General features: G+C 42.1%; 21 protein-coding genes and 2 pseudogenes. 16 read left to right on the plus strand and 7 right to left on the minus strand.

The features are described 5' to 3' along the window. The first annotated feature begins 107 nt into the window (after positions 1-107). Entirely contained in the window at positions 108-2,717 is a 2,610-nt protein-coding gene (mutS, locus tag RBH91_RS10040; RefSeq protein WP_076760596.1) for a DNA mismatch repair protein MutS, read from the plus strand. Positions 2,718-2,733: 16 nt separating this feature from the next. Further along, positions 2,734-4,620: a DNA mismatch repair endonuclease MutL gene (mutL, locus tag RBH91_RS10045; protein ID WP_307894433.1), complete on the plus strand. Its 1,887-nt coding sequence runs from the start codon at positions 2,734-2,736 to the stop codon at positions 4,618-4,620. A 77-nt stretch (positions 4,621-4,697) separates the two neighbouring features. On the opposite strand, the gene RBH91_RS10050 is transcribed toward mutL, so the two are convergent. After that, on the minus strand, positions 4,698-5,126 hold the full coding sequence (locus tag RBH91_RS10050) for a tyrosine-type recombinase/integrase (RefSeq protein ID WP_307894434.1): 429 nt from the start codon (positions 5,124-5,126) through the stop codon (positions 4,698-4,700). Between the two features lie 53 nt (positions 5,127-5,179). Between RBH91_RS10050 and RBH91_RS10055 the strand changes: the two are divergent. Beyond that, positions 5,180-5,522 (plus strand): annotated as a pseudogene (locus RBH91_RS10055) (hypothetical protein); the annotation flags it as partial. Between the two features lie 64 nt (positions 5,523-5,586). Here the strand turns inward: RBH91_RS10055 and RBH91_RS10060 are convergent. From RBH91_RS10060 to RBH91_RS22665, 4 genes and pseudogenes are all read right to left on the minus strand, one after another. Next, positions 5,587-5,853: an LCI fold-containing protein gene (locus RBH91_RS10060; RefSeq protein ID WP_307894435.1), complete on the minus strand. Its 267-nt coding sequence runs from the start codon at positions 5,851-5,853 to the stop codon at positions 5,587-5,589. A 751-nt stretch (positions 5,854-6,604) separates the two neighbouring features. Beyond that, positions 6,605-7,009, minus strand: coding sequence for a VOC family protein (locus RBH91_RS10065; RefSeq protein ID WP_307894436.1), 405 nt, complete (start codon positions 7,007-7,009; stop codon positions 6,605-6,607). Between the two features lie 283 nt (positions 7,010-7,292). After that, positions 7,293-8,237 carry a helix-turn-helix transcriptional regulator gene (locus tag RBH91_RS10070; RefSeq protein WP_307894437.1) on the minus strand — a complete coding sequence of 315 codons (945 nt, stop codon included), beginning with the start codon at positions 8,235-8,237 and terminating at the stop codon, positions 7,293-7,295. Positions 8,238-9,374: 1,137 nt separating this feature from the next. After that, a pseudogene (locus tag RBH91_RS22665) lies at positions 9,375-9,518 on the minus strand (site-specific integrase); the annotation flags it as partial. 127 nt (positions 9,519-9,645) lie between these two features. Between RBH91_RS22665 and RBH91_RS10075 the strand changes: the two are divergent. The 12 genes from RBH91_RS10075 (at position 9,646) to RBH91_RS10130 (ending at position 23,349) form a co-directional block, all read left to right on the plus strand. Next, on the plus strand, positions 9,646-10,311 hold the full coding sequence (locus RBH91_RS10075; protein WP_307894438.1) for a flagellar brake protein: 666 nt from the start codon (positions 9,646-9,648) through the stop codon (positions 10,309-10,311). A gap of 1,196 nt (positions 10,312-11,507) precedes the next feature. After that, positions 11,508-11,900 (plus strand): YwqH-like family protein, encoded by a 393-nt coding sequence (locus RBH91_RS10080; protein ID WP_307894439.1) that lies wholly within the window; start codon positions 11,508-11,510, stop codon positions 11,898-11,900. A 7-nt stretch (positions 11,901-11,907) separates the two neighbouring features. Next, on the plus strand, positions 11,908-12,186 hold the full coding sequence (locus RBH91_RS10085) for a YwqI/YxiC family protein (RefSeq protein ID WP_307894440.1): 279 nt from the start codon (positions 11,908-11,910) through the stop codon (positions 12,184-12,186). Positions 12,187-12,197: 11 nt separating this feature from the next. Continuing rightward, positions 12,198-14,072 carry a T7SS effector LXG polymorphic toxin gene (locus tag RBH91_RS10090; RefSeq protein WP_307894441.1) on the plus strand — a complete coding sequence of 625 codons (1,875 nt, stop codon included), beginning with the start codon at positions 12,198-12,200 and terminating at the stop codon, positions 14,070-14,072. Between the two features lie 15 nt (positions 14,073-14,087). Beyond that, the gene (locus tag RBH91_RS10095; RefSeq protein ID WP_307894442.1) at positions 14,088-14,543 is read left to right on the plus strand and encodes a YrhA family protein; all 456 of its coding nucleotides are present in this window, start codon (positions 14,088-14,090) and stop codon (positions 14,541-14,543) included. Between the two features lie 681 nt (positions 14,544-15,224). Then, positions 15,225-16,574, plus strand: coding sequence for an amidohydrolase family protein (locus RBH91_RS10100; RefSeq protein WP_307894443.1), 1,350 nt, complete (start codon positions 15,225-15,227; stop codon positions 16,572-16,574). Between the two features lie 813 nt (positions 16,575-17,387). Continuing rightward, positions 17,388-18,065 (plus strand): YoaK family protein, encoded by a 678-nt coding sequence (locus tag RBH91_RS10105; RefSeq protein ID WP_307894444.1) that lies wholly within the window; start codon positions 17,388-17,390, stop codon positions 18,063-18,065. Positions 18,066-18,211: 146 nt separating this feature from the next. Next, on the plus strand, positions 18,212-19,681 hold the full coding sequence (locus tag RBH91_RS10110) for a potassium/proton antiporter (RefSeq protein WP_307894445.1): 1,470 nt from the start codon (positions 18,212-18,214) through the stop codon (positions 19,679-19,681). Positions 19,682-20,155: 474 nt separating this feature from the next. Then, a complete protein-coding gene (locus tag RBH91_RS10115; RefSeq protein WP_307894446.1) occupies positions 20,156-21,016 on the plus strand; it encodes an alpha/beta fold hydrolase in 861 nt (286 codons plus the stop codon). Between the two features lie 101 nt (positions 21,017-21,117). Next, positions 21,118-21,354, plus strand: coding sequence for a hypothetical protein (locus RBH91_RS10120; RefSeq protein ID WP_307894447.1), 237 nt, complete (start codon positions 21,118-21,120; stop codon positions 21,352-21,354). 311 nt (positions 21,355-21,665) lie between these two features. Further along, entirely contained in the window at positions 21,666-22,913 is a 1,248-nt protein-coding gene (locus RBH91_RS10125; RefSeq protein WP_307894448.1) for a DUF418 domain-containing protein, read from the plus strand. 124 nt (positions 22,914-23,037) lie between these two features. Beyond that, the gene (locus RBH91_RS10130) at positions 23,038-23,349 is read left to right on the plus strand and encodes a YbjQ family protein (RefSeq protein ID WP_307894449.1); all 312 of its coding nucleotides are present in this window, start codon (positions 23,038-23,040) and stop codon (positions 23,347-23,349) included. A gap of 68 nt (positions 23,350-23,417) precedes the next feature. Here RBH91_RS10130 and RBH91_RS10135 read toward each other — a convergent pair whose 3' ends face one another. Both RBH91_RS10135 and RBH91_RS10140 read right to left on the minus strand, forming a co-directional pair. Beyond that, complete coding sequence (locus tag RBH91_RS10135; RefSeq protein ID WP_076760612.1) at positions 23,418-24,068, minus strand: TVP38/TMEM64 family protein; 651 nt, start codon at positions 24,066-24,068, stop codon at positions 23,418-23,420. A gap of 38 nt (positions 24,069-24,106) precedes the next feature. Further along, positions 24,107-25,123 (minus strand): serine hydrolase domain-containing protein, encoded by a 1,017-nt coding sequence (locus tag RBH91_RS10140; protein WP_307894450.1) that lies wholly within the window; start codon positions 25,121-25,123, stop codon positions 24,107-24,109. A 472-nt stretch (positions 25,124-25,595) separates the two neighbouring features. On the opposite strand from RBH91_RS10140, the gene RBH91_RS10145 reads away from it, so the two are divergent. After that, positions 25,596-26,789, plus strand: coding sequence for a macrolide family glycosyltransferase (locus RBH91_RS10145; RefSeq protein ID WP_307894451.1), 1,194 nt, complete (start codon positions 25,596-25,598; stop codon positions 26,787-26,789). Positions 26,790-26,870 lie beyond the last annotated feature (81 nt).

Below are 26,870 nucleotides of genomic sequence, written 5' to 3' on the forward strand. Positions count from 1 at the left end.
AGGAAGCTAGGGAAACACCGCCCTAGTTTCTTTTTTTTAGCGGAAATCTTTATGGTATAATGAATGATGGAATCAATAGAAACGTTATGACATAGTGAGGGATTAATATGGCTGGCTACACGCCAATGATACAGCAATATTTAAAGATTAAGGCAGAGTATCAGGATGCCTTTTTATTTTTTCGTCTAGGAGATTTTTATGAGATGTTTTTTGAAGATGCGAAAAAAGCATCTCAGGAGCTGGAAATCACGTTAACTAGCAGAGACGGCGGATCGAGCGAAAGAATCCCCATGTGCGGGGTTCCCTATCATTCGTGCGCTTCTTATATTGAACAGTTGATCAAAAAAGGCTATAAAGTAGCGATCTGTGAACAGGTGGAAGATCCTAAATCAGCCAAAGGAGTTGTCAAAAGGGAAGTCGTTCAGCTGATCACACCCGGCACCGTCATGGACGGAAAGGGCATTCATGAAAATGAAAATAACTTTATCGCCTCTGTCAGCGGTTTTCAGCATACATACGGACTCGCCTTTTCAGATTTAACGACGGGCGAAAATTTAGTGACGACAATCGAAAGGCTGGATGATGTCGTTTCTGAGATTTATTCAGTCGGTGCGCGTGAAATCGTCGTCAGCCGAAATCTGAGCGAGAAGGACATCACAATTTTAAAAGAGCGGTGCGGAGCGACGATCTCCTTCGAAGACGAACAAGCAGATGAGAGGCCTGACATTGTAAAAGACCTGCCGTCTCAAGAGCTTGTTGATACGTTTTTAAAGCTTTACACCTATTTACAACGCACCCAGAAAAGAAACCTTGACCACCTTCAGCATGTGCAGCCTTATGAATTGGAAGAAGCGATGAAAATCGACCTGTACTCCAAGCGCAATCTTGAACTGACTGAAACAATCCGTTCCAAAAATAAAAAAGGCTCGCTTCTCTGGCTCTTGGATGAAACCAAAACGGCAATGGGCGGACGCCTGTTAAAACAATGGATTGACAGACCACTGATCAGGAAAGGCCAGATCAAAGAGCGCCAGGAAATCGTTGAAACGCTGATTGCCCATTTGTTTGAACGCGAAGATTTGCGCGAGCGGCTGAAGGAAGTGTACGATCTTGAGCGGCTTGCCGGCCGGGTCGCCTACGGCAACGTGAATGCGAGGGATTTGATCCAGCTGAAGGAGTCGTTGAAACAAGTCCCGGCAATTAAACAGCTTGTCACTTCTCTCAATCACCCGAAAGCGAAAGAGCGCGCTGCAAGAATCGACCCTTGCGGCGATCTGCTAAAGCTTTTAGAAGACGCGCTCTATGAGAATCCGCCGCTTTCTTTAAAAGAAGGAAACTTAATAAAAGACGGCTATCATGCGAAACTTGATGAATACAGGGATGCAAGCAAGAACGGAAAAGACTGGATTGCAAGGCTTGAAAAGCAGGAGCGGGAATACACCGGCATCCGCTCTTTAAAAGTCGGCTTCAATAAAGTTTTCGGCTACTATATTGAAGTGACGAAAGCGAACATCCACCTGCTTGAAGAAGGCCGATATGAAAGAAAGCAGACTTTAACGAATGCTGAACGCTATATCACACCTGAACTCAAAGAAAAAGAAACTTTGATTCTTGAAGCGGAAGACAATATAAGCGAGCTGGAATACGAGCTGTTCTCAGAACTGCGCGATCAGGTGAAGCAATATATCCCTCGTCTGCAGCAGCTGGCGAAAATGATGAGTGAGCTTGATGTTCTGCAATGCTTTGCAACCATCAGCGAAAATCGCCATTACGTGAAGCCGGAGTTTTCTGATGACATTGTTCAAGTTGTCGACGGGCGGCATCCGGTCGTTGAAAAAGTAATGGACAGCCAGTCATATGTGCCGAACAGCTGTGAAATGGGCGGCGGAAGACAGATGCTGTTGATCACAGGGCCGAATATGTCCGGTAAAAGTACGTATATGAGACAGATGGCGCTGCTCTCGATTTTGGCGCAAATCGGCTGTTTTGTTCCAGCTCAAAAAGCGGTTCTGCCAATCTTTGATCAGATTTTTACGAGAATCGGCGCCGCCGATGATCTGATATCAGGCCAAAGCACCTTTATGGTGGAAATGCTTGAAGCCAAAAATGCGATCGTCCATGCGACCAAAAACAGCTTGATTTTATTTGATGAGATCGGCCGCGGCACATCCACATACGACGGAATGGCGCTTGCACAGGCGATCATCGAATACGTTCATAACCATATCGGCGCAAAAACGCTGTTCTCCACCCACTATCATGAACTGACAGCGCTTGAAGAAAAGCTCGCCGACTTGAAAAATGTCCACGTCCGTGCAGAAGAATACGAAGGAAAAGTCGTTTTCCTCCATCAAATCAAAGAAGGGGCCGCAGACAAAAGCTATGGGATACATGTCGCCCAGCTTGCTGAACTTCCGGACGGTTTAATCAGCCGGGCGAAAACGATTTTGAAAGAGCTTGAAGCTGGTGCAAAGGAATCGGCTGTTTCAACAGCTCCGGAAGCTGTAAAAGAGACTCCTGAGGAAATCCCGGCGCCGCCGGCCAAGGAGACCGCCCAGCTGTCTTTCTTTGAAACGGACAAGCCTAAGGAAAAGCAAGTGAAGCTGTCTAAGAAAGAACAGGGCGTTTTGGAGGAATTTAAAACTATGAACCTGTTGGATATGACGCCATTACAAGTCATGAATGAATTGTACAAGCTGCAAAAGAAACTAAGATAAAGAGAGGTGACCCAACTTGGCAAGAATTATCCAGCTTCCCGATGATTTATCAAATAAAATCGCGGCGGGTGAAGTTGTGGAAAGACCGGCATCGGTCGTTAAAGAACTTGTCGAGAATGCGATCGATGCAAACAGCTCGGTCATTGAAATCGATGTCGAAGAGGCCGGACTTTCTTCCATTAAAGTTCTTGATGATGGCGAAGGGATGGATGCGGAGGACTGCAAAACGGCTTTTTTGCGCCATGCGACAAGCAAAATCAAAGATGAAAACGATCTGTTCCGCGTCAGAACGCTCGGATTCCGCGGAGAAGCTTTGCCAAGTATCGCATCTGTCTCACATTTAACCATTAAAACAAGCACCGGAGAAGGAGCGGGAACCCATCTGACGCTTCAGGGAGGAAGAATCATTTCCGAGCAAAAATCGTCCAGCCGGAGAGGAACGGAAATGACGGTATCGAATTTGTTTTTCAATACGCCGGCGCGGCTGAAGTATATGAAAACGATCCATACCGAGCTCGGCAACATCACAGATGTGGTCAACAGAATCGCCTTGGCCCATCCGGAAGTATCGATCAGGCTGCGCCACCAAGGGAAAACCTTGCTGCAGACAAACGGGAACGGGGATGTCCGCCATGTGCTGGCAGCGATTTATGGAACGGCGGTTGCGAGAAAAATGCTTCCGCTTCACGCCAGTTCCCTTGATTTTGAAGTGAAGGGCTATATCGCGCTCCCTGAAATCACCCGGGCGTCGCGAAATTACATGTCATCTGTCGTCAACGGCAGATACATTAAAAATTTCCCGCTCGTTAAAGCGATTCACGAGGGCTACCACACACTGCTTCCGATCGGCCGCCATCCGATCACTTTTATTGAAATCAATATGGATCCGCTCCTTGTCGACGTCAATGTGCATCCGTCCAAGCTTGAGGTCAGGCTGAGCAAAGAGACCGAGCTCCACGAATTGATTCGCGATGCGATCAAAGACGTATTCAAAAAGCAACAGCTCATCCCGAGCGCGCAAATTCCGAAAAAGACGGCGCCACCGCTTGTGAAGCCCGAGCAGCAAAAATTGAATTTCGACAATACACCTGTGCCGAAGGTTGAGACTGAAACAGAGCCAAAACAAGCGCCTTCTTTTTCAGCGATGAAACTAAGTTCGGTTGTAAAGGAAGCGCCGCTCCCGCCGGAGGAAGAGAAGGAAGCCCCTCTGCGAGACGTACAGCCCGAAGCGCCGGCTGTGGAAGAGCAGATGCTGGATGAGCAGGAGGAAGCGCCTCCGCAAAACGAGCCGGAGCTGAACGAAGAAGCGGTGCCAAAAGAAAGGGTGCCGATCATGTATCCGATCGGCCAGATGCACGGCACCTACATTCTCGCGCAAAATGAAAACGGACTGTATATCATTGACCAGCACGCCGCACAGGAGCGGATTAAATATGAATACTTCCGCGAAAAAGTCGGTGAAGTCGAACCGAATGTTCAGGATCTTCTTGTTCCACTGACATTCCATTATTCAAAAAATGAAGCGATGATCATCGAAGATCACTTGGAAGACCTGGCCAAGGTCGGCGTTTTTCTCGAGGCTTTCGGCGCGGGCAGCTATATCGTCCGTTGCCATCCGACATGGTTTCCAAAGGGCGAGGAAATGATGATCATTGAAGACATCATCCAGCAAGTCCTTGATAACCGAAACATCGACATCAAAAAACTGCGCGAAGAGGCGGCGATCATGATGAGCTGCAAGGGATCAATCAAAGCCAACCACCACCTGCGCGACGACGAAATCAGCGCCCTGCTCGACGAACTGCGCCGGACGGCCGACCCCTTCACATGCCCGCACGGCCGCCCGATTATTATTCATTATTCGACGTATGAGATGGAGAAGATGTTTAAGCGGGTGATGTAATTTCTAATCGCTCATAACCCTTGATACATCAACGGTTATGAGCGATTAGTATGTTTTTTGACCACATTATGACCACATTAATTATCAAATTGGTCTGTTCTAAGTGCTTTTGAATAATTTTCTGCAGAGGATTTTTGTAAGTTCTTTGTTACGTGACTGTACTTATCTAGAGTTATAGAGGTATTTGCATGGCCTAACCGTTCAGATACAACTTTTGAATTTTCTCCAATTTCAAGCATTATTGTTGCATGGGTATGTAGTAAATCATGAAATCGTATCCGTTTAACACCAGCAGGTTTAATGTCATATAAAAATTGTTTGTGAATTGTATATGGATTTACCAGTTCACCGCCAAACGCGGAAATTACAAAGTGATTTCCTGTAAGGTTCATTCCTACTTTTAAGAGCTGTTCTTGCTTCTTGATTTTGTACGCTTTTAATTCTTCAATATCTTCTTTGGTGATGGCTATGTTTCTATTTCCGCTTTTCGTTTTAGTAGATTGCAACACAAATCCTTGACCAGAAATATAATACAGAGAATTGCGTACATATATTCTATCATACAGCGCGTATATTCACTGACGACACCTTATTACTATTCAGGAGCGAAAACGGTTGACTGGCGGGCTGAAAAGAAAGGATCAGGAAGACTTTATTATACGGCAGGCGTCTACAAAAACCGCTCGGGCGGCGGCTTGACTGATACAAACCTTGTGCAGCGGGGATACTTCAACCATTCAACGCCATTGAAGTCTTTCAGCGTCAGCGAGATACGCAAGCGCACCGGAAAAGGGACTTATGTCATCCAGTTTGACTGTTACACAAATTCAGCTAAAAACAAATACATCGGCACTTTCGAATCTAAAAAGTTTTATATTAAACGACCTGTGACGGGAAGGTGAGGTAATATGGATAACCTAACGATAAAAAAGCTGTCGAGATAATCTCGACAGCAAATTTTAAAATTTAATCCACGGATTTATAGTGACCAATCCAAATATTTCTATTATAGTCGTACTCTCTGTATTTGAAAATGTATTTAACACCATTTAACGTAAAGGATTCTGCAAAAATTCCAGTTTTACTTTCAAACTGTTTCCAAGTTTGAATCGTAAAATCTTCAGTAGAAGAACTTTGAGGATTCGGATTTGGACTAGCCGCGAAAGCTGGAGCTGCAGAAACAAGTAAAGCAAGTGATAAAGCTGAACCAGTTAATACTTTTTTCAATTTCATTTTAAACACCCCTTTTTTAGATTTAATACACTTAATGAATTCTGCATTTGTAAGAAAAAACCTTGTAAAAAAATGTTAATTATTTGTGAACACTTAAGTAAACGAACGTAACCTTTGAATACGTCCAAGACGGAGAGCCTGCGGACACTGATCTTTTGCACACGGATGTTGTGCAGCTGATTGGTGGCCGCTTTTTTATTGGCCAGAATGGGAGACGCACCTTTCCCTTATCAAGTGTGTACCCGGACGTATCGAATGATGATGAAGGTCGTCAGCTTCACAGGAGGAGCGGCTGGAGTCTATGCAGGATTGTGCGCGATAGTCACGGGGAACGCAAACGGTGAGATCCCGTTTGCAAAGGAAGTCATTTTTACATGGCTCCCTATAATCTTTGCGTCCTCCTGGAGATTTGCCGGAGCCATTTTTATATCAAAAAAGCGAATAGCGCAAGGTGGTGTTTATTCGGTAAGGAGAAATGAGTATGAAATTAAGAGATTTTTTGTCTGTAAATGATAAAAAGAAACTTCATTTATGGTGCAAAAACGAAAGCTAAACTTGAAGCATTATTGAAGTGATAAAAGGGCCCCATCTATTGTGAGAGGGGCCTTTTTTGTTCAAAGCTTCTTAGTGGTTTGTCTAACGATGAAAGATGTTATCACCAGACAAATGTTATAGGTACGTTTGCTAAAATTCCATATATTTTACATACTGTTAGAGTACCCCGAATTGAGGCCTCATTCAAACGTTTCTCTCAACCCCTTCGGCTAAACCGTTTGATAGCCGCCTCGGTTACTGGCTCGAAGAGGTTAATTAGGTTTCCGTCGGGATCACGGAATAACATAGCACGGTTCCCCCACGGCATCGTGGTCGGTTCCTTTACCCACTCGTCTACAAACGGTTTCAAGCGCTCGTATTCGGCATCGATATTATAGACGCGAAACTCAATAATGACGGAGTGATTGTCGGCCGCCACTGCAGAACCAGTACCGAACAGTGGCACCGTCTGCGAGTGGCCGATCGCAAGAGTACACGATGGTACAACAAGTTCGGCAAAGACAGGCGCAGGGTGTTCAGCCGAAACACCCAAGACTTTTTCATAGAATTTGACAAGACGATCCACGTCTTCAGTAATGATACGAACAGAAGCAAAATTCACAAATACCATCCTTCCTATAATAAATGATACAATATCTCATCCTATCAATTTGGGTCAGAACACTCGAAGCTCCCTAAAAGGTCCGATTAATTAGAAACTGAACCATTTGGTCCTCGACCACGCTTGATGCCTGGCTGTTTTTCAATTAATCCAAATGAAATAAATTAATTCACCTCAATGTTAATTGTCAGTGTCCTCCTACTGATGCAAGATTTGCATTTATCTCTCACCCCTTTATGTTTACTTACTCCGATTATAAAATGACGCTACTGACACCAGTATGTCAGTAGCGTTTTAAGATTTTTTGGGCTTCTTCACGAATCCGATTCTGGAATGATTTAGGCTCCAAAACAATCGCATCAGCTCCCCAACCAAGGACCCATTGCAAAACTTCGTCCAAGTGACGAACACGTAAGACCACATGAAATCCATCTTGATGATCTTCCATATCCTCTATGTAATGATAGTTTGATTCCTTCACCTTATCAGCGATTTCATGGTTGAACCGAATTCGGACAAGTAGGTGTCGATCATCCAGTGGGGTATACTTACTTAGTTTAAAATGCATCGGTAATTCGAATCGTTCCCTCAAATCTATCAATTCTGTCATTCGGGACAAGCGGAAATGACGAATTTCTTGACGCAGATCACACTGGGCTACAAGCATCCATGATCCTTCAACTAGCACCAACCCATAGGGAGCAACAGTACGAACACTATACCGTTTCCCCTCCGAATCTGCATATTTTTTCAAATAATGAAAGCCGATCTTTCTCTCTTCTAATATCGCTCGACGGATCTTTTCTAGATATTCTTTTTCTTTTAACTGATGATCTTTATCAGAATTGAGCAAACGCATAACCTTGCGTACACGAGATGTTTCAATGAGTACACTCTCCGGTAGAATGGCCTCTATTTTGTAGCGGGCATCTTGAGCATTGACACGATAATCATCATCAAATTGTTGTTCGATAAAGTCCATTCCAATCAGCAAACTCACTGCTTCTTGAACCGTGAAACTAATTGGGGGTAGGAAATAGCCTTCCATTAAGGAATATCCTGTCCCAGGTGCCCCTATTATCGGTACACCTACTTCACACAGTGCTTGGATGTCGCGGTAGATCGTTCGTACGCTAGTTTCAAATTGGGTCGCTAAATCTCCGGCCCGTATAACGTCTTTACGTTGTAACTCGAGCACGATGGCTAACAAACGGTCTGTTTTATTCATTAAGTTCGCCCCCTTAAATGTTTATTGTAAAATTAACATAACATAACTTAACGGAGAAGATGGTTTAGTGAATCTAGAGTTTTTAGTCGTTGAAGTGTATTTACATCTATGTGGGAATCACTTTCAAGATGCTCTTCCAAGGTAAGGAAGAGGTCATTGGTCGAGTTTATTTGGAAACCTTAAACATAATTGATGAAACGATGTAGCAAAATGGAATGTTGTTGGCGAATTGTTGTCCAACTCCGCCAACAATCATCATTTTCAATCAGAAGTCATCAGATGTACTATTAAATAGCCCTTGAGATAAAAGGAATGGTCAGAATCGAAAAAACTTGTTCAGAAGGCATCATCTACTCTGACAGTGTAGCGCTGACAACATACTTAAACGTGACCACCAAAATGACCACAAATTTTTCAAAACACGTTGAAAAAACATGAACATAACAAGAAACGGCGTTTATAAAAAATCTTATGTGGTTCAAAAATTGAATGGAAACGATTGTTAACGAAATGCCGTTTTTAAACGGGTGATGTAATTTTCAACCGCTCATAATCCCTTATATATCAACGATTAAATTTTCTCCAATTTCAAACATTATTGTTGCATGGGTATGTCGTAAATCATGAAATCGTATCCATTTAACACCAGCCAATTTAATGTCATATAAAAATTGTTTGTGAATTGTATTTGGGTTTACTGGTTCACCGCCAAATGCAGAAATTGCAAAGTGATTTCCTGTAAGGTTCATTCCTACTTTTAAGAGCTGTTCTTGATTTTGTACGCTTTTAATTCTTCAATATCTTCTTTGGTGATGGCTATGTTTCTATTTCCGCTTTTCGTTTTAGTAGATTGCAAGACAAGTCCTTGACCAGATATATAATACAGAGAATTCACGTACATATATCCTTTTGTCTGGAAAATCAATGTCTTGCCACTTTAACCCCAAAATTTCACCTCGTCCCATACCGGTATAGAGTGCTAAATAGTAAAGCATAAAAATGTGGTCCTTTTGCTGCCTCATTCTGCTTAGAAACGTATTACATTCTTCAATTGACCAAGTCTCCACATTTTTTTAGTACGCCTTGGCGCTTTAACATGATCCATAAAGTTATTTTTTATATACTTCCATTCCACAGCTACCCTAGATGATGTTTGAGGATAGAGTGTATATATTGAATGTACTCTGGTGTCAATCCTTCACTTAAAAGATCATTATAATATTTTGTTATGAGGTGGGGAGTAAGGCTTTTGAGTTTCATATGTCCAAACCTTTTTATTAACCGTTTATTGACTACTTAAATTTTAAGATAAAAGAAAAGACTCTCAATGTCACCCCCTTTCTTTTCTTTAATTTATGTGTCATAGTACCGATATAATGATTAAGTAGAATTGAAAGAGTGATGCCCATTGTTATCCTTAGGAGATATCATAACAATAGAGTTCGAAAACGAAAATCAAGAAAATATCATTGCGAAAAGCAAAGTGTCATCCATTGAAGAAAATGTTTTAAGAGTACATTATCCTGTTGATGTAGAAACGGGAAGAACTGTTATTATTCCAACAAATACAATTGTCACGATTCACTTCGTGAATAAGCAACAAGTCCTATATAAATTTACTAGTGTAATACAAGGACGAGAGATCCATCGCTATATACCTATATTAAATGTGTATTTACCTGAAGAAGATCAAATGACAAAAATTCAAAGGCGGCAATTTTTTAGAGTAAATACAACGATTCCTGTCACTGTTCGTCCATATGGATCTGGCTCAATGTATAAAACATATACAACAAATATCAGTGCTGGAGGCGCTGCATTAATCATTGAAGAGACGCAAAAACACAAACCAGAAGAGGATTTGAATTTAAGTATCTCTCTACCAAATGAGGGGCATGATGAAACTGTGATTGACGTTCATGCTCAAGTCAAACGCACTTACCTTGATCGTAGAACAAACAAACAGATCATGACAGTTGAATTTATCAGGATGAATGAGCATGATAAACAAACACTTATACAATATTGCATAAAATGCCAATTGATAGAAAGAAGAAAACTTAAATCTGAATAAAAATATAACTAGTTTTTAGATGGCATAGCTTACAGTGTGTAGGTAGACGGTAATAAAATCGTCAAGATAGAGTAGTTAACCCTCCAAAAGTTGAGGAAGACAGTGATCTGCCCCGGCCCCCCTTAATTTAAGGGGGGATTTTTCTTCTCCACCATATGCAGTTATATGGAAGACTGTAGGCGAATTGTTGTCCAACTCTGCCAACAATCATCATTTTCATTCAGAAGTCATCAGATGTACAATCCAATAGCCATTGAAATAAAAGGGGGGATCAGAATTGAATATACAATATATTTGTTCAGAAGGCATTATCTACACTGGCAGTGTAGAGCTTTATTGACCACAATTTAAGCGTGACCACCAAAATGACCACAAATTTTTCAAAACATCTTGAAAAAACTTGAAAATAAGAAGAGATGATGTTTGTACAAACTTAAGAATTGTTTAGCTATCGAAAGGAAACGAATGTTCACGAAATGCTGTTTTTAAACGGGTGATGTAATGATCAACCGCTCATAATCCCTGATACATCAACGGTTATGAGCGGTTAATACGTTTTTTGACCACATTAAATTCTAAGTGCTTTTGAATTTCCAGCATTATTGTTGCCTGGGTATGTCGTAGACTTAAATGTTGGAACGACTCCTCATCTGTTTTACTAACATGCTTTTTGATTAAATGATCGCCTTTTTTCCTTTTAAATAGATGCTAAAAGAAGTACCTGAAGCTAAAGAACAAACTGCATCTCAAGCGATCGACTCTGCGGAGTATGTTAGCTCCAGAATGTTGTACACTTTAGGTCTTATAAAGCATTCATGCACTTGGAAAGAAACACGAAAGCATCAAAAAAGCATGTAAGATAACAGGTCACTGGTAAAAAATAAGAGTGCAGGTGAAAACTGCACTCTTATTTTTTGATTAGTTTTAAACCTTCAAGTTCTTTGAGGGCTTACTTTTTACACCAAAACCATCCTCATTTAAAAAAGGCAGCGGCATAAAGACTGAAAATTGTGATCGATTTCCTTTTTTGGAATTTTGAAAAGGCTATCATTTTGAAATGGGTTTTTTGACCTGATCAATAAGATTCATTTTCATGGATCATCAGGATTTATTCACCAATTCCTTTCCGTATAGTGGTAAACTCTATACTGGCTATTACTTTTGTCATGCATTTTTCGGGAAGCGAGGTGTTGAAAATGATCGGTTCTATCCTGGGAGAAACGCTGGCTTTGGATATCATGAAAGTCGATTTATCGATGAAAAAAGAATTTTTGGCAGAGTTGAAAGCTTGCCGCACAGCACTGAAAAACGACAAAACAGAGTTCTCTGATTCCAAAAAAATGATCACAGAACCCGAGCTTGCGTCTCACACATGGCAAGGCAGCCTTGCCGAATCATTTGAACGTATTAGAAAGGATATGAAGGCATCCTTTCATGATATTAAAGGCAAGCAGCTTTCAGACGTTCTGGAAAAAATCGATGAACGAATCAAAGCGTTAAACGGAGAGATTCACTCACTCGGACAAGAAATCCACTCACTAGAGAAAAAGATTGAAAGAGAGAAAAAAGAAACTCGGAACAAGGAGTAAATGAAAAATGGGTCAAGAAATTAAAGTAAAGACCGGTGAAGTCAAAGAAGCAGTTTCTAAATTGAAGCATTCAAGCGATTCAATGAAAGCGTCGGTTCCGACGGATGTCAAAGGTCAGAATCATTTAGATACGGCGAAAAAGATAGAGGAATTAAATCAGTCGATCAATAAGATCGCTGCATCTTATGCCTCTGCTTTTTCAAAACAAATCGCCCAAACTGAATCAGCCGTTGAAGCAATCAAGGATACCGACAAACAGCTGGCTTCATCGATGAAAACAAAATAGAGGAGAATGCCATGAAAACTCTGGATGTTCACGCATTGCACCAAGCAATTGATCAAACGCTGGAACAATTAAAACATCAATCAGACGAAATTGCCAAAGTCAAAAAAGCTGTTGAGGGCATCACATCACTTGATGATGCCTTAAAAGGAAAAGGCGGTGACGCCATTCGTGCTTTCTATGAAGAATGCCACACCCCGTTTTTGCGGTTCTATGAATCTTTCATCGAGGAATACCAGTCAGCTTTAAAAAAAATGAAAAATGCACTGAACTCCCTTGAACCCAATCACAACGGATATATTTCGCAAGCCTTTCTCGAACACGATCTGGAACAAGGCTTAAACGCAGCTGATCGGACCACGAAGCATTTGGTCTCAAAAGCCAACGCAACGATCGCTAAAGTCGGTCATATTGTCGATTTGCCTGATTTGAATGACAACGATTTTCACGAGCAGAATCAGAAAGCCTTAAAGGAAATCAATCAGACAATTGAAAAGTTGCACGCTTTTGACCGCGAACAGACCAACGCTCTCAAAACCGCTGAAAGTGACCTTGAGACCATGCAAAGATACATAACCAGGCTTGAAAAAATGTATACAGGCCCTAAAATTGAAATCGCCGGCTATCAAAAAGGCTCGATTTTAAAGCCGGATGAGATGGATGCTTTGCGCGGGAATCAAGAGACAGCGATGGGCGTCATGTTGGATAAGCTTGATAAGAGATCAAAGCTCGAAAAAGAGATTAGCGAAGTTAGTGAACATGATGTTAAAATGTACAAGTTAAAGAAGAAACTCGATAAGACAATTGACAATGGTGAATATATTAAAATTGCTGATGAGATCGGATATGACAATCTGACAACTGAACAGAAAGTAATTTACAATCTGTCTAAATTTAATAAAATGGGTACTGATATTCAAGACGGCATTGTTGGCGGTGCAATGGATCTTGGAAAGGATTTTATTGAGGGCGGATTACAGCTGGGTTGGAATGTTGGATGGACAATCGACCATTTACATAAAGACCCGAAAGTCGTTTTAGACACAGTTCTTGGATACGATTATAAAGGCGCCTTTCAAAGTATGGTTGATACCTTAGTTGAACAGTGGGATGAAAAAGTAGTAAATGGGGACGCGTATTCAAGGGCGCACTATTTCACTTACTTGATTGGTAGTCTTTGGGGCTTGAAAGACGGACCTTCTTCAGCTTCAACGGGATCGAAAGACCTTGTCAAGGCTGGGAAAACCGCGGTTAGCAAGGTGAAGAAAGCCGATAAGTCCGTAAAACAATTTGTAAAGCCGCCTACTAATCGATACACTCCCGCATTGGAAGGGATTCTTCAGGATGCGCCGAATTCTATTAATGTGAAGAATACGCCGCCTATATTAAAAGAATTGGCCGAGGATAAAAAGAAAAGTGTGCTTTATAAATCGATCGATAAGAATGGCGATTTTGTTGGTTTATTAAAAGGAGAAAAGGTCCATCTGAAAAATGTAAAACTTAAAGAAATAAGCTACACTAAAAGAGATCCTGCAGAGACTAAAAAACTTAGAAATACCTTTAATAGCTCAGTGAAAAAGCAATTCTTAAAAGGTTTGGTTAATGATCCTCAAAAATTGAAACAACTTAAGAACGCTGGTTTGTCTGATTCAGATATAGCCAGAATGAAGGATGGATTAAATCCAAAAGGTTGGCAAGTGCATCATAAGCTTCCATTAGATGATGGAGGTACAAATTCAATGGATAACTTAATTTTAATGAGAAACGATCCTTACCATAAAGCAATTACTAATGAACAAAATGCTTTAACAAGAGGATTAGCACCTGGGCAGACTAAGAAAATAGATTGGCCAATACCGAATGGGGAAATCTATCCTACTGAAAAATAAAAGGAGGGAAACTTAATGTGGAAAGCACATATAGAAGAGATCCGGAAAATAGAGAGAAAATATGGCGATGATCTCAATAAACCAGTCTCTATTGATGTCATAAAAGAACTGGAACAAAGTGTTCAAGAAAAATTTGATGGTACAGTGCTACCTGAGGAATATAAACAGTTCCTCAAAACTGTCAATGGACTTGATTTTAATGGGTTGGTGATTTATGGGGTAGACAGTTCTATAAGAGAAGATGAAGTAGATGAAGAAATACATGGATTTATAGAGACAAATGAAATTTGGCATGAGAATGATTGGCAAAAAAAATATCTTTTCTTCGGAGATTCAGATGTCTCATTGTACTGTCTAGACACTACCGAAGGGAAATATTTAGAATTAGATAAGCCTTCAGGAACCATAATGAGCGAATACGAAAATTTTAATTCAATGTTAGAAGAGGCATTAAGTACAAGTCTTTCCTAAGCAAATTCATGCCTTCTTCCACGTTAAGAATTTAATTAGCGTATTCTCCATGCCTTAAGAAGAAATTTTATTTAGCACTTAATCTCTGATTGAGTGCTATTTTTGTGTTCAAATCCGAGAAAAATCTGAAAAAAAAGGAGGATAAAACGGGGGACTTTTTATATGCCATTTTATCATAATATAAAGACAAGAAAAACGAACATGAATACCTAAGTCCAAGACGGAGAGCCTGCGGACGCTGATCTTTTGCACACTGATGTTGTGCAGCTGATTGGTGGCCGCTTTTTTAATTAAAACTGGAGACGCGCATCTCTCGTGTACCCGGATGTATCGAATGATGATGTTTGCCGTCAGCTTCACAGAAGGATCGGCTGGAGTCTATGCAGTATTGCGTACGATAGTCACGGGGAACGCGAGCGGTGAGCCCCTGCTTGCACGGAAAAGCAATTCCTCCCAGGATGAAGCCTGAATGTGTCATGCTCAATCGGTCAGCCGATCATGATCTTTCACAACCATCATATCGACCCTTTATGGCTGGCCCGCTTAGTTCAGAATGAATTACTCGTGAGCTTATTTATATGATTGCTATCTATTTTATTTTAAAATGGTATATAAGTGGTAAAACTTGCTGGATTTGAGAATACTGTGCACTGTTTTGTCACTTAAGAAAGGAGAATCGCCATGCGAAAAACACTTTTTCGAAATGCAACGATACTTACCCTTGATCCGAAGCTTAAACATATCGAAAAAGGAGACATGCTGATTGAGGGTTCAACGATTTTGGATGTTGCCGGGTCTATTGAAGCTTCAGACGCAGAAGTTGTTGATGCCTCTGATATGGTGATCATGCCGGGGCTTGTTGATACGCATCGTCATGTATGGGAGTCCGTCATTCGAGGAGTCGGTGCGGACTGGTCGCTGCAAACCTATTTGAACCGGATTTACTATGGGAATTATGGTGCGATGCGCAGGCCTGAGGATGATTGGATTGCAAACTATTTAGGAGCGCTTGAGGCGCTGGATGCAGGCGTGACCACCTTGCTGGACTGGACGATGATCGAATCTCCTGATCATACCGATCAGCTGATTTCCGGTCTCCAACAAGCAGGGATTCGCGCAGTATTTGCCTTTGGAACATCAGGCGATGCCGCCTATTGGGACAGAGAAAGCACCCTTTCCAATATGGATGAAGCGAAAAGGGTGAAAAAAGCTTACTTTCAGTCAAAAGACCAGCTTCTGACGATGGGGCTTGCGATTCGCGGTCCTGAGTTTTCATCATGGGATACGTCGGTCTTTGAAATCAAGACAGCCCGGGAACTCGATGCCTTATGCAGCATGCATATTGCGTTTGGCAATTGGGGGGCGAAAGACCGTTCAATTGAAAAACTGCATCAAGCCGGGCTGCTCGGTCCCGATTTGAATATGGTGCATGTCAATGCCATTAGTGAAGAGGAAATGAAGATGCTGGCGGCGCATGGAAGCTCGATTTCTGTTACACCGGAAATTGAGATGATGATGGGGCATGGCTACCCTGTCACAGGACTTGCCCTCGAACACGGGGTGCGTCCTACGCTTGGTGTGGATGTTGTCACATCAACGGGGGGAGATCTATTTGCGCAAATGAAATTTGCCCTTCAGGCAGAACGGGCAAAACAAAATGAAGCACTTCTCAAAGAAGGCGTCATGCCGGGTCCTGAATTGGGTATATTCGCCGAACAAATCCTCGAAGCGGCTACGATTGACGGCGCGCGTGCTTTAATGCTGGATGACAAAATCGGTTCGCTTTCGCCTGGCAAAGAAGCTGATTTTATCATGGTGAAAACCGACAGTCTCAATTTGCTTCCTTTTTCTGATCCGGTAGGGGCTATCGTTCAGTGCACTCATCCCGGTAATGTAGACTCCGTATATGTTGCGGGAAAAGCGCTGAAGCAGAATGGCAAATTGGTTGATGTGGATCTTGATGATGTGAGGAAAAGAGCAGTCGAGGCAAGAGATCATATCTTATCCCGCTCAACAGAAGCCGCTTTTTAAACATAATGAATCAGCTCATTTTCTCTTTGTGATTTTAAGTCAAGAAATGTTCAACAGTTTGACTTCAAGCTTTCAGCTTGAAGGTTTTTTATGTAAAGGGAGGAAACATCGTTCAAAAGACATCATGATGTGCACTCTGTCAACAAGTCCCGGATGGCCCGGATGATTTTTGATTTTCGCTTAGAGGAAGTCAGCTGGTGCCATATAATTGAATAATCAAGCTTTTAAAAATATAAATGGCATCTTCTATATGCAGGAGTATTGCGGCATGAGAATTTATAGCTGCAATCTACAATCCACCTATAAAAATGCCGGCTACGAGTCTTATACAAAACAGATATAGAGCAGGAGCCACCTTTCGAATGTTGTCCTATCATCACCACTCTCTAAAGAGGTGAGCCGCTTTGCATAAAAATATTTACCATACACTTTCAATCACCGAGCGTGTTTTTTCTTTCCTAAACAAAATGAAAAGAGATTCCGAAAAACCCCATTTCAAGGGCAAGCTTCATTATAAAAAGTTTTAAAGTTTATGATACAATAAAGTGGAGAATGCAAAGGGTAGGATGAGAAAAATGGATGTGAAAAGATATAAGATCCGTTTTTACATTCTGCTTGAACCTGAAGTGCCCCGCCATTTAAAACCTTTACATACCAACGTATTCGTTTGATCTCATTTTAATTTGATTGATACATGAGACGGAAAAGGGTGATACATCAAGATCGCAAGCTGGTTTCCGCTCCCCCGATGACATACTGGATGGAATCTATGGAATCCCCAGGACAGAATAGCAAGAAAGGATTTGAATCACATTGAAAGCGGCTCAATATCGAAACACCATGATTTTGCTTCTATGTCTGACAGCTGGCATTGTCGATGTGATTGGATACTTAAGTATCGGTCACGTATTTACCGCTAATATGACCGGGAACATCGTCCTTTTAGGATTAGCCATCGGCAACTCTCTCCAAAAGACAGTCATGTATTCACTGACCGCATTGCTTGGGTTTATCATTGGCGTGATCATTGCATCGGCAATTTTCGCAAAACAGGAAAAATCCTTCTGGCCTTCCGGCGTCACGGTCACACTTGTGGTTGAGGCATTCGTTTTACTGCTTTTTGCATGTCTGTCTCTGTTTCGAGGTTCAGCACACTTTCTGATCATCCTGCTCAGCATTGCGATGGGTCTTCAGACAACTGCCGCCAGAAAGCTCGATATAGCAGGTATTTCCACGACCGTTTTAACAGGTACGCTCGCCACCTTTTTTGAAGATGTCACAAAACGGACCCTCAGCATAAACACCAAAAAAATCCTTCATACAGATGCGTTGCTCCGCGCCTTAACGATTGTATTATACTGCCTCGGCGCCGTGATTGCCGCGATTGCCGAACCGGTATGTCCATTCGCTGTGATTTGGCTTCCGATCGTGATGATCATCGGAATCATCGTTTTTGCCATCACCCGCTTTCATGGCAAAAACGCAAGTTGAAACGAATCCAAAACGATGAAAGCTAAACGCATCCGCGCCATGGTTGAAATGACGTTTTAAAGAAACGGATTCACGGGTAAAAGAACAAGTGAGGTTTTTTTGCCAAACAAAGCATATCGACACGGTTATTCTTGGGAGGAGGATATATGGAACATATTAATATGGAACATTTTATTTTGCTTACGGCATTATTGCTCATAATAGGTGTATTGACAACGAAGTTTTCTACGCGGTTAGGGGTGCCTGCCCTTGTGCTGTTCTTGCTTGTCGGGATGATCATGGGGAGTGACGGGCTCGGGATCATTTATTTTAATAATCCTGAGCTGGCACAGCTAATTGGAATTATTGCTTTGGTTATCATCCTTTTTGAAGGGGGACTGCAAACGAAATGGTCACCGGTTAAAGCTGTGGCAGCTCCTTCATTATCGCTCGCAACAGTTGGCGTGTTGCTGACTACAATCGTGATTGCTGTTGCCGCGAAGCTGATCTTTAATGTGTCTTGGATGGAAGGTTTTTTATTTGGAGCCATTGTCGGTTCCACAGATGCTGCGGCTATATTTGCCGTATTAAAGGGCCAGAACATCCGCGACAGGCTTAGCGCTACACTTGAAGCAGAGTCAGGTACGAACGACCCGATGGCAATGTTTTTAACCTTATCGTTTATTGAATTGATAACGGCCAAAAACTCAAGCATTTTTGTGCTGATCGGTTCGTTTTTTTGGCAGATGGGAATCGGACTATTGCTGGGATTTCTACTAGGCCGTTTTGCCAGCTTTGCTATCAATAAAATCAATTTAGATTCGAGCGGTCTTTATCCGATCTTTACGCTTGCATTCGCGCTCCTTACATACAGCCTTACAGATTTAATCGGGGCGAGCGGCCTGCTTGCTGTATATATTGCAGCGCTTGTCATTGGGAATAAAGATTTAACATACCGCCATTCCATTTTCAGATTTAATGAAGGCTTCGCATGGATGATGCAGATTCTGATGTTCATCATCCTCGGTTTATTGGTGTTCCCCGCCCAATTTTTATCCTTCGGCATCATTTTCAAAGGGTTCTTGCTTTCTCTTATCTTAATTTTCCTTGCCCGGCCTGTCGCTGTATTTCTTTCGACGATTAAAATGGGGTTTCATTTGAAGGAAAAGATCTTTTTATCCTGGGCAGGATTAAAAGGGGCGGTCCCAATCGTACTTGCTACGTTTCCGATGACGATGGGACTTGAAAACAGCCAATTGTTCTTCAATGTCGTGTTCTTTGTCGTGTTGACATCCGCTTTAATCCAAGGTTCAACCATTTCGTTCGTAGCCGAAACATTAGGTTTGAATGGTCCGAAGAAAGTAGAAGCCCCTCATTCTTTAGAACTCGTTTCCATCGGAAAGGCAAATGCCGAGATCATCGAGTTTGAAGTTGATGATACAACCGTCATCAGAGGGCAGAAACTGAAAGAAATCAGCTTTCCGAAAGACGCCTTGATTAGTGCGATCATCCGGAACGGCGACCTGGTCACACCGCATGGAGAAACGACAATTAAATCAGGAGACATTCTTTATATTCTCGTAAAAAAGAAAAGAAAAAGAGAATTGAAAAAATATTTGAATAGGGAATTTGGGTAATCTGCTGGAACACTTCAAGCCAGGCTTGCTCAGCACATCACTTACACCTTTTAGAGACCAATTAAGGTTACTGAATCAGTATTCTTAATTGGTCTTTTGTAATGAATGGAAAACCGGACAGGAATAATGGTCGATCTCTACGTTGTGCTACCAATTTGGAAAAAGGTTTTAGGCGAAAAATAGAGGAATTGATAGATGCTTTGAGTGGCTGCACCTATTTTGTTTGTCGTCTAGATGAAAAGAAAAACAGTTTTAAGATATCATGTATGCATCCTAAGGCCGCCGCCTGTTCAATATGTTGTTCTGGATCGATGGGGAAGGCAAAGCTTCATTTGAAGAAAAAATAAAGACATCCTGTATGTTTGGCAGTCGGGACGGACAGCCCAGCCGCTTTTTGGCTGACATTTCTTTAAAATTGAAACATATTAAGGTGAAAAACGTATATCATGAAAGCTTCTTGAGAGGAGAAAAGTCATGGAGAGAAAAATCGGTATCTTTGAAATGGACGGAATGACAATTGAGTATTCGCTGATAGGTGAAGGCAAGCCTATCCTTGTGATGCACGGGGGGCACTCAAATTGTCACGAAGAGTTTGGCTATCAAAGCCTTTATGAAAACGGCTTTTCCATCATCACTCCGACTCGTGCAGGCTATGGCCGGACATCCAAAGAAATCGGGGCTGAATTGGAGCTTGCCTGTTATTATTATATGAAACTGCTTGATGAACTAAAAGTGGAAAAGGTTCATGTGCTTGCCATGTCTGCCGGCGGCCCCAGCGGAATTTATTTTGCAGCAAAATATCCTGACAGAGTGGAATCTTTGATTTTACAAAGTGCTGTCACAAAAGAGTGGCTGACACCGAAAGATATTGAATATAAAGTCGGAAACATCATGTTTCGTCCGCCTGTTGAAAAGGCGGTATGGAAATTGATTTCTGCGCTGAACAACAGATTTCCGCAGTGGATTTTTAAGAAAATGATATCGTCCTTCACGACGCTTTCAGTCGATCAGGCCATGCTGAAAATAAATGAGGGGGATATTGAAGAAATGAGAAAAATGAATAACAGACAGCGTTCAGGCCGCGGGTTTCTGATCGATTTAAAAAACATTGACGAAATATCGATCCGTCACTTAGGCATGATTTCTTGTCCGGTGTTAATCATGTATTGTCAGCATGACCGCCTTGTTCCGAACGAACATGCTTACCATGCACAAGAACATATCCCTTCATCAGAGCTGTATGAGGCGGATGCATGGGGCCATTTAATATGGCTTGGAAAAGAAGCTGATACAGTTTCTCGCAAGGTCATAAGCTTTTTACAGCGGTCATCATGAATAATGATGACAAAAAGGTATTAGTTAATGGTGTATATGATATGGAACTTGATAAATCATAGCGTTGTGTGATTTGCAGGATAAACCAGAAGCGTTATATTATGATGATGAGAATCGGCCGGCCCACAGCAAAATGGACAGAGAGTGACGATGATGAAATTCGTGAACGATTTGTCTGTGCTGCTGATAACTTCACAATTCGGCTTTCAGAGATTACTGGTTTAGCAGTGATAAAAGTTCATCACTTGAAGTTCTTCCGGGACATCCATTATAAATGGAAACCCCAGACGGCTTCAGATGAAGATTGGTTTCTTTGGCAAATAGATCAGGCGTGTTAACTCCTCCGGCTCGCAAGAAAAGCGGGGGATCATGGACCGGAGGAAACGGATTTCATTCGCCTTACTTTTGAAAAAATAAGATTTGTCTTGTTGTGCGGCTGATTGATTCAGCGGCACTTTTTTTATGGTTCAAATGCATCGGCAGTTCGGTTTCTCTATGAATCGTTGGCCCGGCTGCACCCACATCTAAGGCTTTCAATGAATATCGTACAAGACTTGCAAATATGATGAATGAGAAGTCCTCCCTGGCTTGCGGCACTTAAGGGGAGCTTATTTGATGAAATCAACACCAATAGGAGGTACAGACACGAGTGAATAACCAATCGTTGATAGCGCCGGTATCCCAGGGAGAAAGAGTACGTGAGCTTGATATCATACGCGGTTTTGCTTTGTTCGGCATCCTGCTGGCAAATATGGCTTATTTTGCAGCACCTTCTGTCTATATGGTCATGACGAAAACGGAGTGGTGGCCGGAACTGTGGCATCAAACGGCTGAAGTGCTGATTCTGTTCTTTGCTTCCGGTAAATTTTTTACAATGTTTTCTTTCTTATTCGGTCTAGGGTTCATCATTTTTTTGCAGAGGGTCGAGCAAAAAACCAGCCGGCCGCGTACAATATTTTTTAGAAGGCTTGTCATCTTGTTTGGGATCGGTCTGATTCACGCATTCGGCCTTTGGTATGGAGATATTTTAATTGTCTATTCGGTGATAGGCGTTTTGCTGTTTTTATTCAGCAGAAGAAAAGCTAAAACGGTGCTGAAATGGGCTTATCTTGTATTATTGATTCCCGTGGCAGCGGTTCTGTTTTTCGTTCTGGTCCTCTCGGCTCAAGGAGGCGCAGCCGTTTCTGGAGCGGAAAGCGCTGCATTTGCAGAAGAAAGAATAAGCGGATCGCTGGCTGCATACGGATCAGGCACCTTTACTGAGATTATGGGGCAGCGGGCTGCTGATTATTCCCTTATGCTGACCAATTATGCATTCATGGTTCCGATCATTTTAAGCATGTTTTTGTTTGGGGTGTATATCGCGAAAACCGGCCGCTTTCAGCAGATTTCAGCCCAGCTTCCTTTTTACAAAAAAATTTGGCTGATCACCTTGGCGATTGGTTTGCCATTTAATATCCTCGCTGTGTACAGCTATGTTCAGCTGGATTCCGTCGGATCGGGATTGTGGATGGCATACTATGCCGGCATGGCGGTAGGGGGGGCGGCGCTCTGCTTTTTTTATATGACGTCAATCATTCTGCTGTGTCAAAAAAAGGTCTGGAACCGAATCTTGTCTCCTTTGCAGGCAGTTGGAAGACTTGCATTAAGCAACTACTTGATTCAGTCTGTCGTTTGTACGACGATTTTTTACAATTACGGTTTCGGCTTATACGGCAAACTCGGCCCGCTTTTTTGGGTCATCATCACACTTGTGCTCTTTGCGCTGCAAATATGGGGGAGCGGCCTTTGGCTTAAAACATTTCAATTCGGACCTGCCGAATGGCTGTGGCGCAGTTTGACATATGGAAGGCGCCAGCCGCTTGTGAAACGTGCAAATAAAAATCAGGCGCCTTGATCAAAATAACGGCAAGAAAAACTTAACATTTATACAAAATGGCCGATATCATGGATAGATTGAATGCCGCTTAAGCGGCGATGTGGTATGATAGCCGGTAAGATGATGAATTGGAGGATATTTTATGCTCATCGTAACAACAGATGCAATTGCAAATCAAAACATTGCAGAGGTAAAAGGAATCGTCACAAGCAGTATCGTTCAGTCGCGGAACATCGGAAAGGATATCCTTTCTGGACTGAAGTCGGTCATTGGCGGAGAATTGAAAAATTATACGCAAATGCTTGAAGACTCGAAAAAAGCCGTCAAGGAACGCTTGGTGGAGCAAGCGGAAGCGCAAGGAGCAAACGCTATCGTCGGATTGAGATTTGAACTTGCTGCAGGACAGGGCACGTCAGAATTAATCGGCTATGGGACGGCTGTCTTAATCGATTAGCGGCTCTTCGTTTTTTGGAACATGAGTAGATACGGCGGCAGCCTGTGCAACGCGGCCGCCTTTACATGTTAAGGCATTTTCTCCTGATGGCTTGTTTCCTTATGTTTACTGATCAGATGAGGGTATTTTCTATAGATCATCAATACAATGATCAGCATGTATACTCCATAGATGCCGAAAGATATCAGCTTATTTTGGCTGAAATTGGCGCCGGCGATCGATATGACGAGAACATTCGGGATTTTTCCGAGCGTTGAAGCCGTAAAAAAGACCGCCCATCTGACTTTGCTTAAACCGCAGACGATGTTCATGACAACGGAAGGAACGACTGGTATCAGCCTGCCTAAAAGCACGGCAGTGAAGGCATTCCGGTTAAAATAAGCTTCATATTCATGTATTCTCGGGTATTTCGTTAATTTCATCCTCGCCCAATCTCTAAATCCATAACGGGCAAGGAAAAACAGCAGCATCGTGCCGAGCATTGACCCTGACAATGTAATCAATACACCGTTTATGATTCCGAATAAGGCTCCGTTCAGACCGGCGATAATCGCAAATGGAACGATCGGAAAAAACACGCAGGCCGCCACAAAGAGTACGCTGAACAAAACAGAATAGATGCCTCCCGCTTTGATCAAGTCAAGCCAGGAATCTTTATGGGTCAATCCAATTGCCATGATGGCGATGACCGCGATCATACTGAACAGCTTTTTCATCATACCGCATCCGCTGCCTTTCTATACATTAATTTCTGAATCTATATTTGTAACAAAGCCTGCTCTAAATAAGCCAAGATCTCGTCTGTTTTTGACAGATTGCAGTTGCTGAGCATGATGAGGACCTTCTTCTGATCCATGTATCGGTTGATAGAGCTGAAGAACCCGTGAATTTCCCCATCATGCCATATTTTATACTTGTTTTCTTTATTAATAAACCATCCATATCCTATCGAATTATTTTGAATGAGCGCCGGAGAAGGGCCTTCCGTTGGAAAAGCAGGCTTCTTCACACAGCTGTAAAGGGCTTCTTTCAGCGCGCTTTTTGTGACCAGTTTCTCAGTGTAAAGCGCCCTGTCCCATAAATACAAGTCCTCGACAGTCGAGTAGAGGCCGCTTTCTCCATAGCCGTATACGTTGGGCGCCTTGATCATTTCCCGATTAAGGCTTAAATATCCAACGGTTGGAGAAATATCTGACGGAGAAGTGAAAAAACCGGAGTTTTTCATCCCTAAAGGTTCAAATATCAACTTTTGAATGGTGTTCGCATAAGAATCATTCATGACCGTTTCAATGATTTTGGCAAGCAGTATGTATCCAGAATTGCTGTAATTAAATCTTTGGCCTGGATTAAATTCGAGCGGCCTATCGATAAAACGGGAGATAAATTGATCCAGCGGCGCTAGTTCCAATTCAATATCGAGCAATTCTTCCTCTAAAAAATCCGGAATTCCCGAAGTATGGCTTAATAAGTGTTTAATGGTGATCCTGTCTCCGTTTGGATAGTTGTTTAAATAGTTTTGAATGGGATCGGCTGTATTGAGCAGCCCTTTTTCGTGCAGCTGCATGATCGCAATTGCTGTAAACTGCTTTGTCAAGGAAGCGATCTGATACCGCGAAGCCGGTTCATTTTTGTGTTTTTCTTTATAATTGGCGTATCCATATCCTTTGGATAAAATTATTCCATTACGGTCTGCCAGCAGGATGCTGCCGTGGAAATGATTTTTGGATGCCTGTTCCATTAAGTAAGTATCGAGATGTTCATCTGTATGTACCAATAAAACCAGTCCTCTCATATCTAGTATTGTTGGATGGAATCGCAAACGATATGTTGTGAAAGGAATATCGACAAAATAACATTATAAAAATTTTCTTATGTTTACCATCATTTACAGTATAATTTAAACTAAATTTAAAATAAGACAAATTTATGACATCGGATAGGTCACTAGTTTTCCGGTGTCTTTTTTTATAGAAAACTATTGAAATATAAGTCTGCTGTATTGAAATGAGGACAAAAGTCAAGGTGCATCTTAAAGTTAGGGCAAAAGATCTGAGAGTTGTCATGAAGAAAAGGACTATATTAGTATTTTTCAATTTTAGTTTAATTTTAAAAGCTTTTTCCTTTATTATCTATAATATGTTCATTAATATGTATGGAAGGGATTACGTAAAAAAGGAGGCCATGTCAAACCGGCAACTCACATGCTTCGAAAATTCCCTGAAAAAATAATGGGAGGTTTTTAAAAAATGGAACAAAAACATATCGCTATCTTGAATATCCCGGCTCACGGACATATCAACCCCACGCTTGCTTTAACGGCGAATCTCGTCAATCGCGGTTACAGGGTGACATACCCGGTAACAGATGAATTTGTTAAGGCGATTGAAGAAACGGGTGCAGAGCCGCTCCGCTACCGCTCAACATTAAATATGGATCCCCGCCAAATCAGAGAACTCATGAAAAATAAAAAAGACATGTCACAAGCTCCGATGATGTTTATGAAAGAGGTTCAAGAAGTGATGCCGCAGTTTGAAGAGATGTATGAGAATGACAAGCCCGATCTCATCATTTTTGACTTTATGGCGATGACGGGCAAAATGTTGGCGGAAAAGCTTGGAATAAAAGCGGTTCGGCTGTGCTCGACATATGCGCAAAACGATCATTTCCAATTCAGCGATTTTTCTAAAGAAGACTTTCAGGTAGAACTGACGTCTGAACAAGAGGCCGCTTTGAAAAATGCGAATCTTCCGTCGTTTAGCTTTGAAGACGCATTTAAGCCGGCAAAACTGAACATCGTCTTTATGCCGCGTGCTTTTCAACCCTATGGCGATACGTTTGATGAACGGTTCTCTTTTGTCGGACCTTCTCTTGCTAAACGCAAATTTCAAGAAAAAGACACAGAGCTGCTGAACGACAACGGTCGTCCTGTTATGCTGATTTCGTTGGGGACGGCATTCAATGCCTGGCCAGAGTTTTATCAGATGTGCATTGAGGCGTTTCGCGGTACAAAATGGCAAGTCGTGATGGCGGTCGGCACCACGATTGATCCTGATAGCTTTGAAGACATACCTGAAAATTTTTCAATTCATCAGCACGTTCCACAGCTTGAAATCCTTGAAAAAGCCCAGCTGTTTATCACCCACGGGGGAATGAACAGTACAATGGAAGGTTTGAATGCAGGTGTTCCTCTGGTTGCCGTTCCGCAAATGCCTGAACAGGAAATCACTGCGCGCCGCGTTGAAGAGCTTGGATTAGGAACGCATCTTGAAACTGAAGAAACAACTGTTGCTTCGCTACGGGAAGCCGTTTGCCAAGTAGATGGCGATTTGGAAGTGATCAAACGGGTAAAAGACATGCAGAAGAACATAAAAGATGCCGGAGGCGCAGAAAGAGCCGCCGATGAAATTGAGGCGTTTTTAGCGCTGGCTGCTGTAAAGTGAATGTTGTAAGAGGCTTTAGCCCGGGGAACTGTCAAAGTTCTTCGGGTTTTTTATATTGGGAGACAAAGGGAGCTAATAAGT

This window comes from Bacillus swezeyi (assembly GCF_030908325.1).
GTDB lineage: Bacteria > Bacillota > Bacilli > Bacillales > Bacillaceae > Bacillus > Bacillus swezeyi.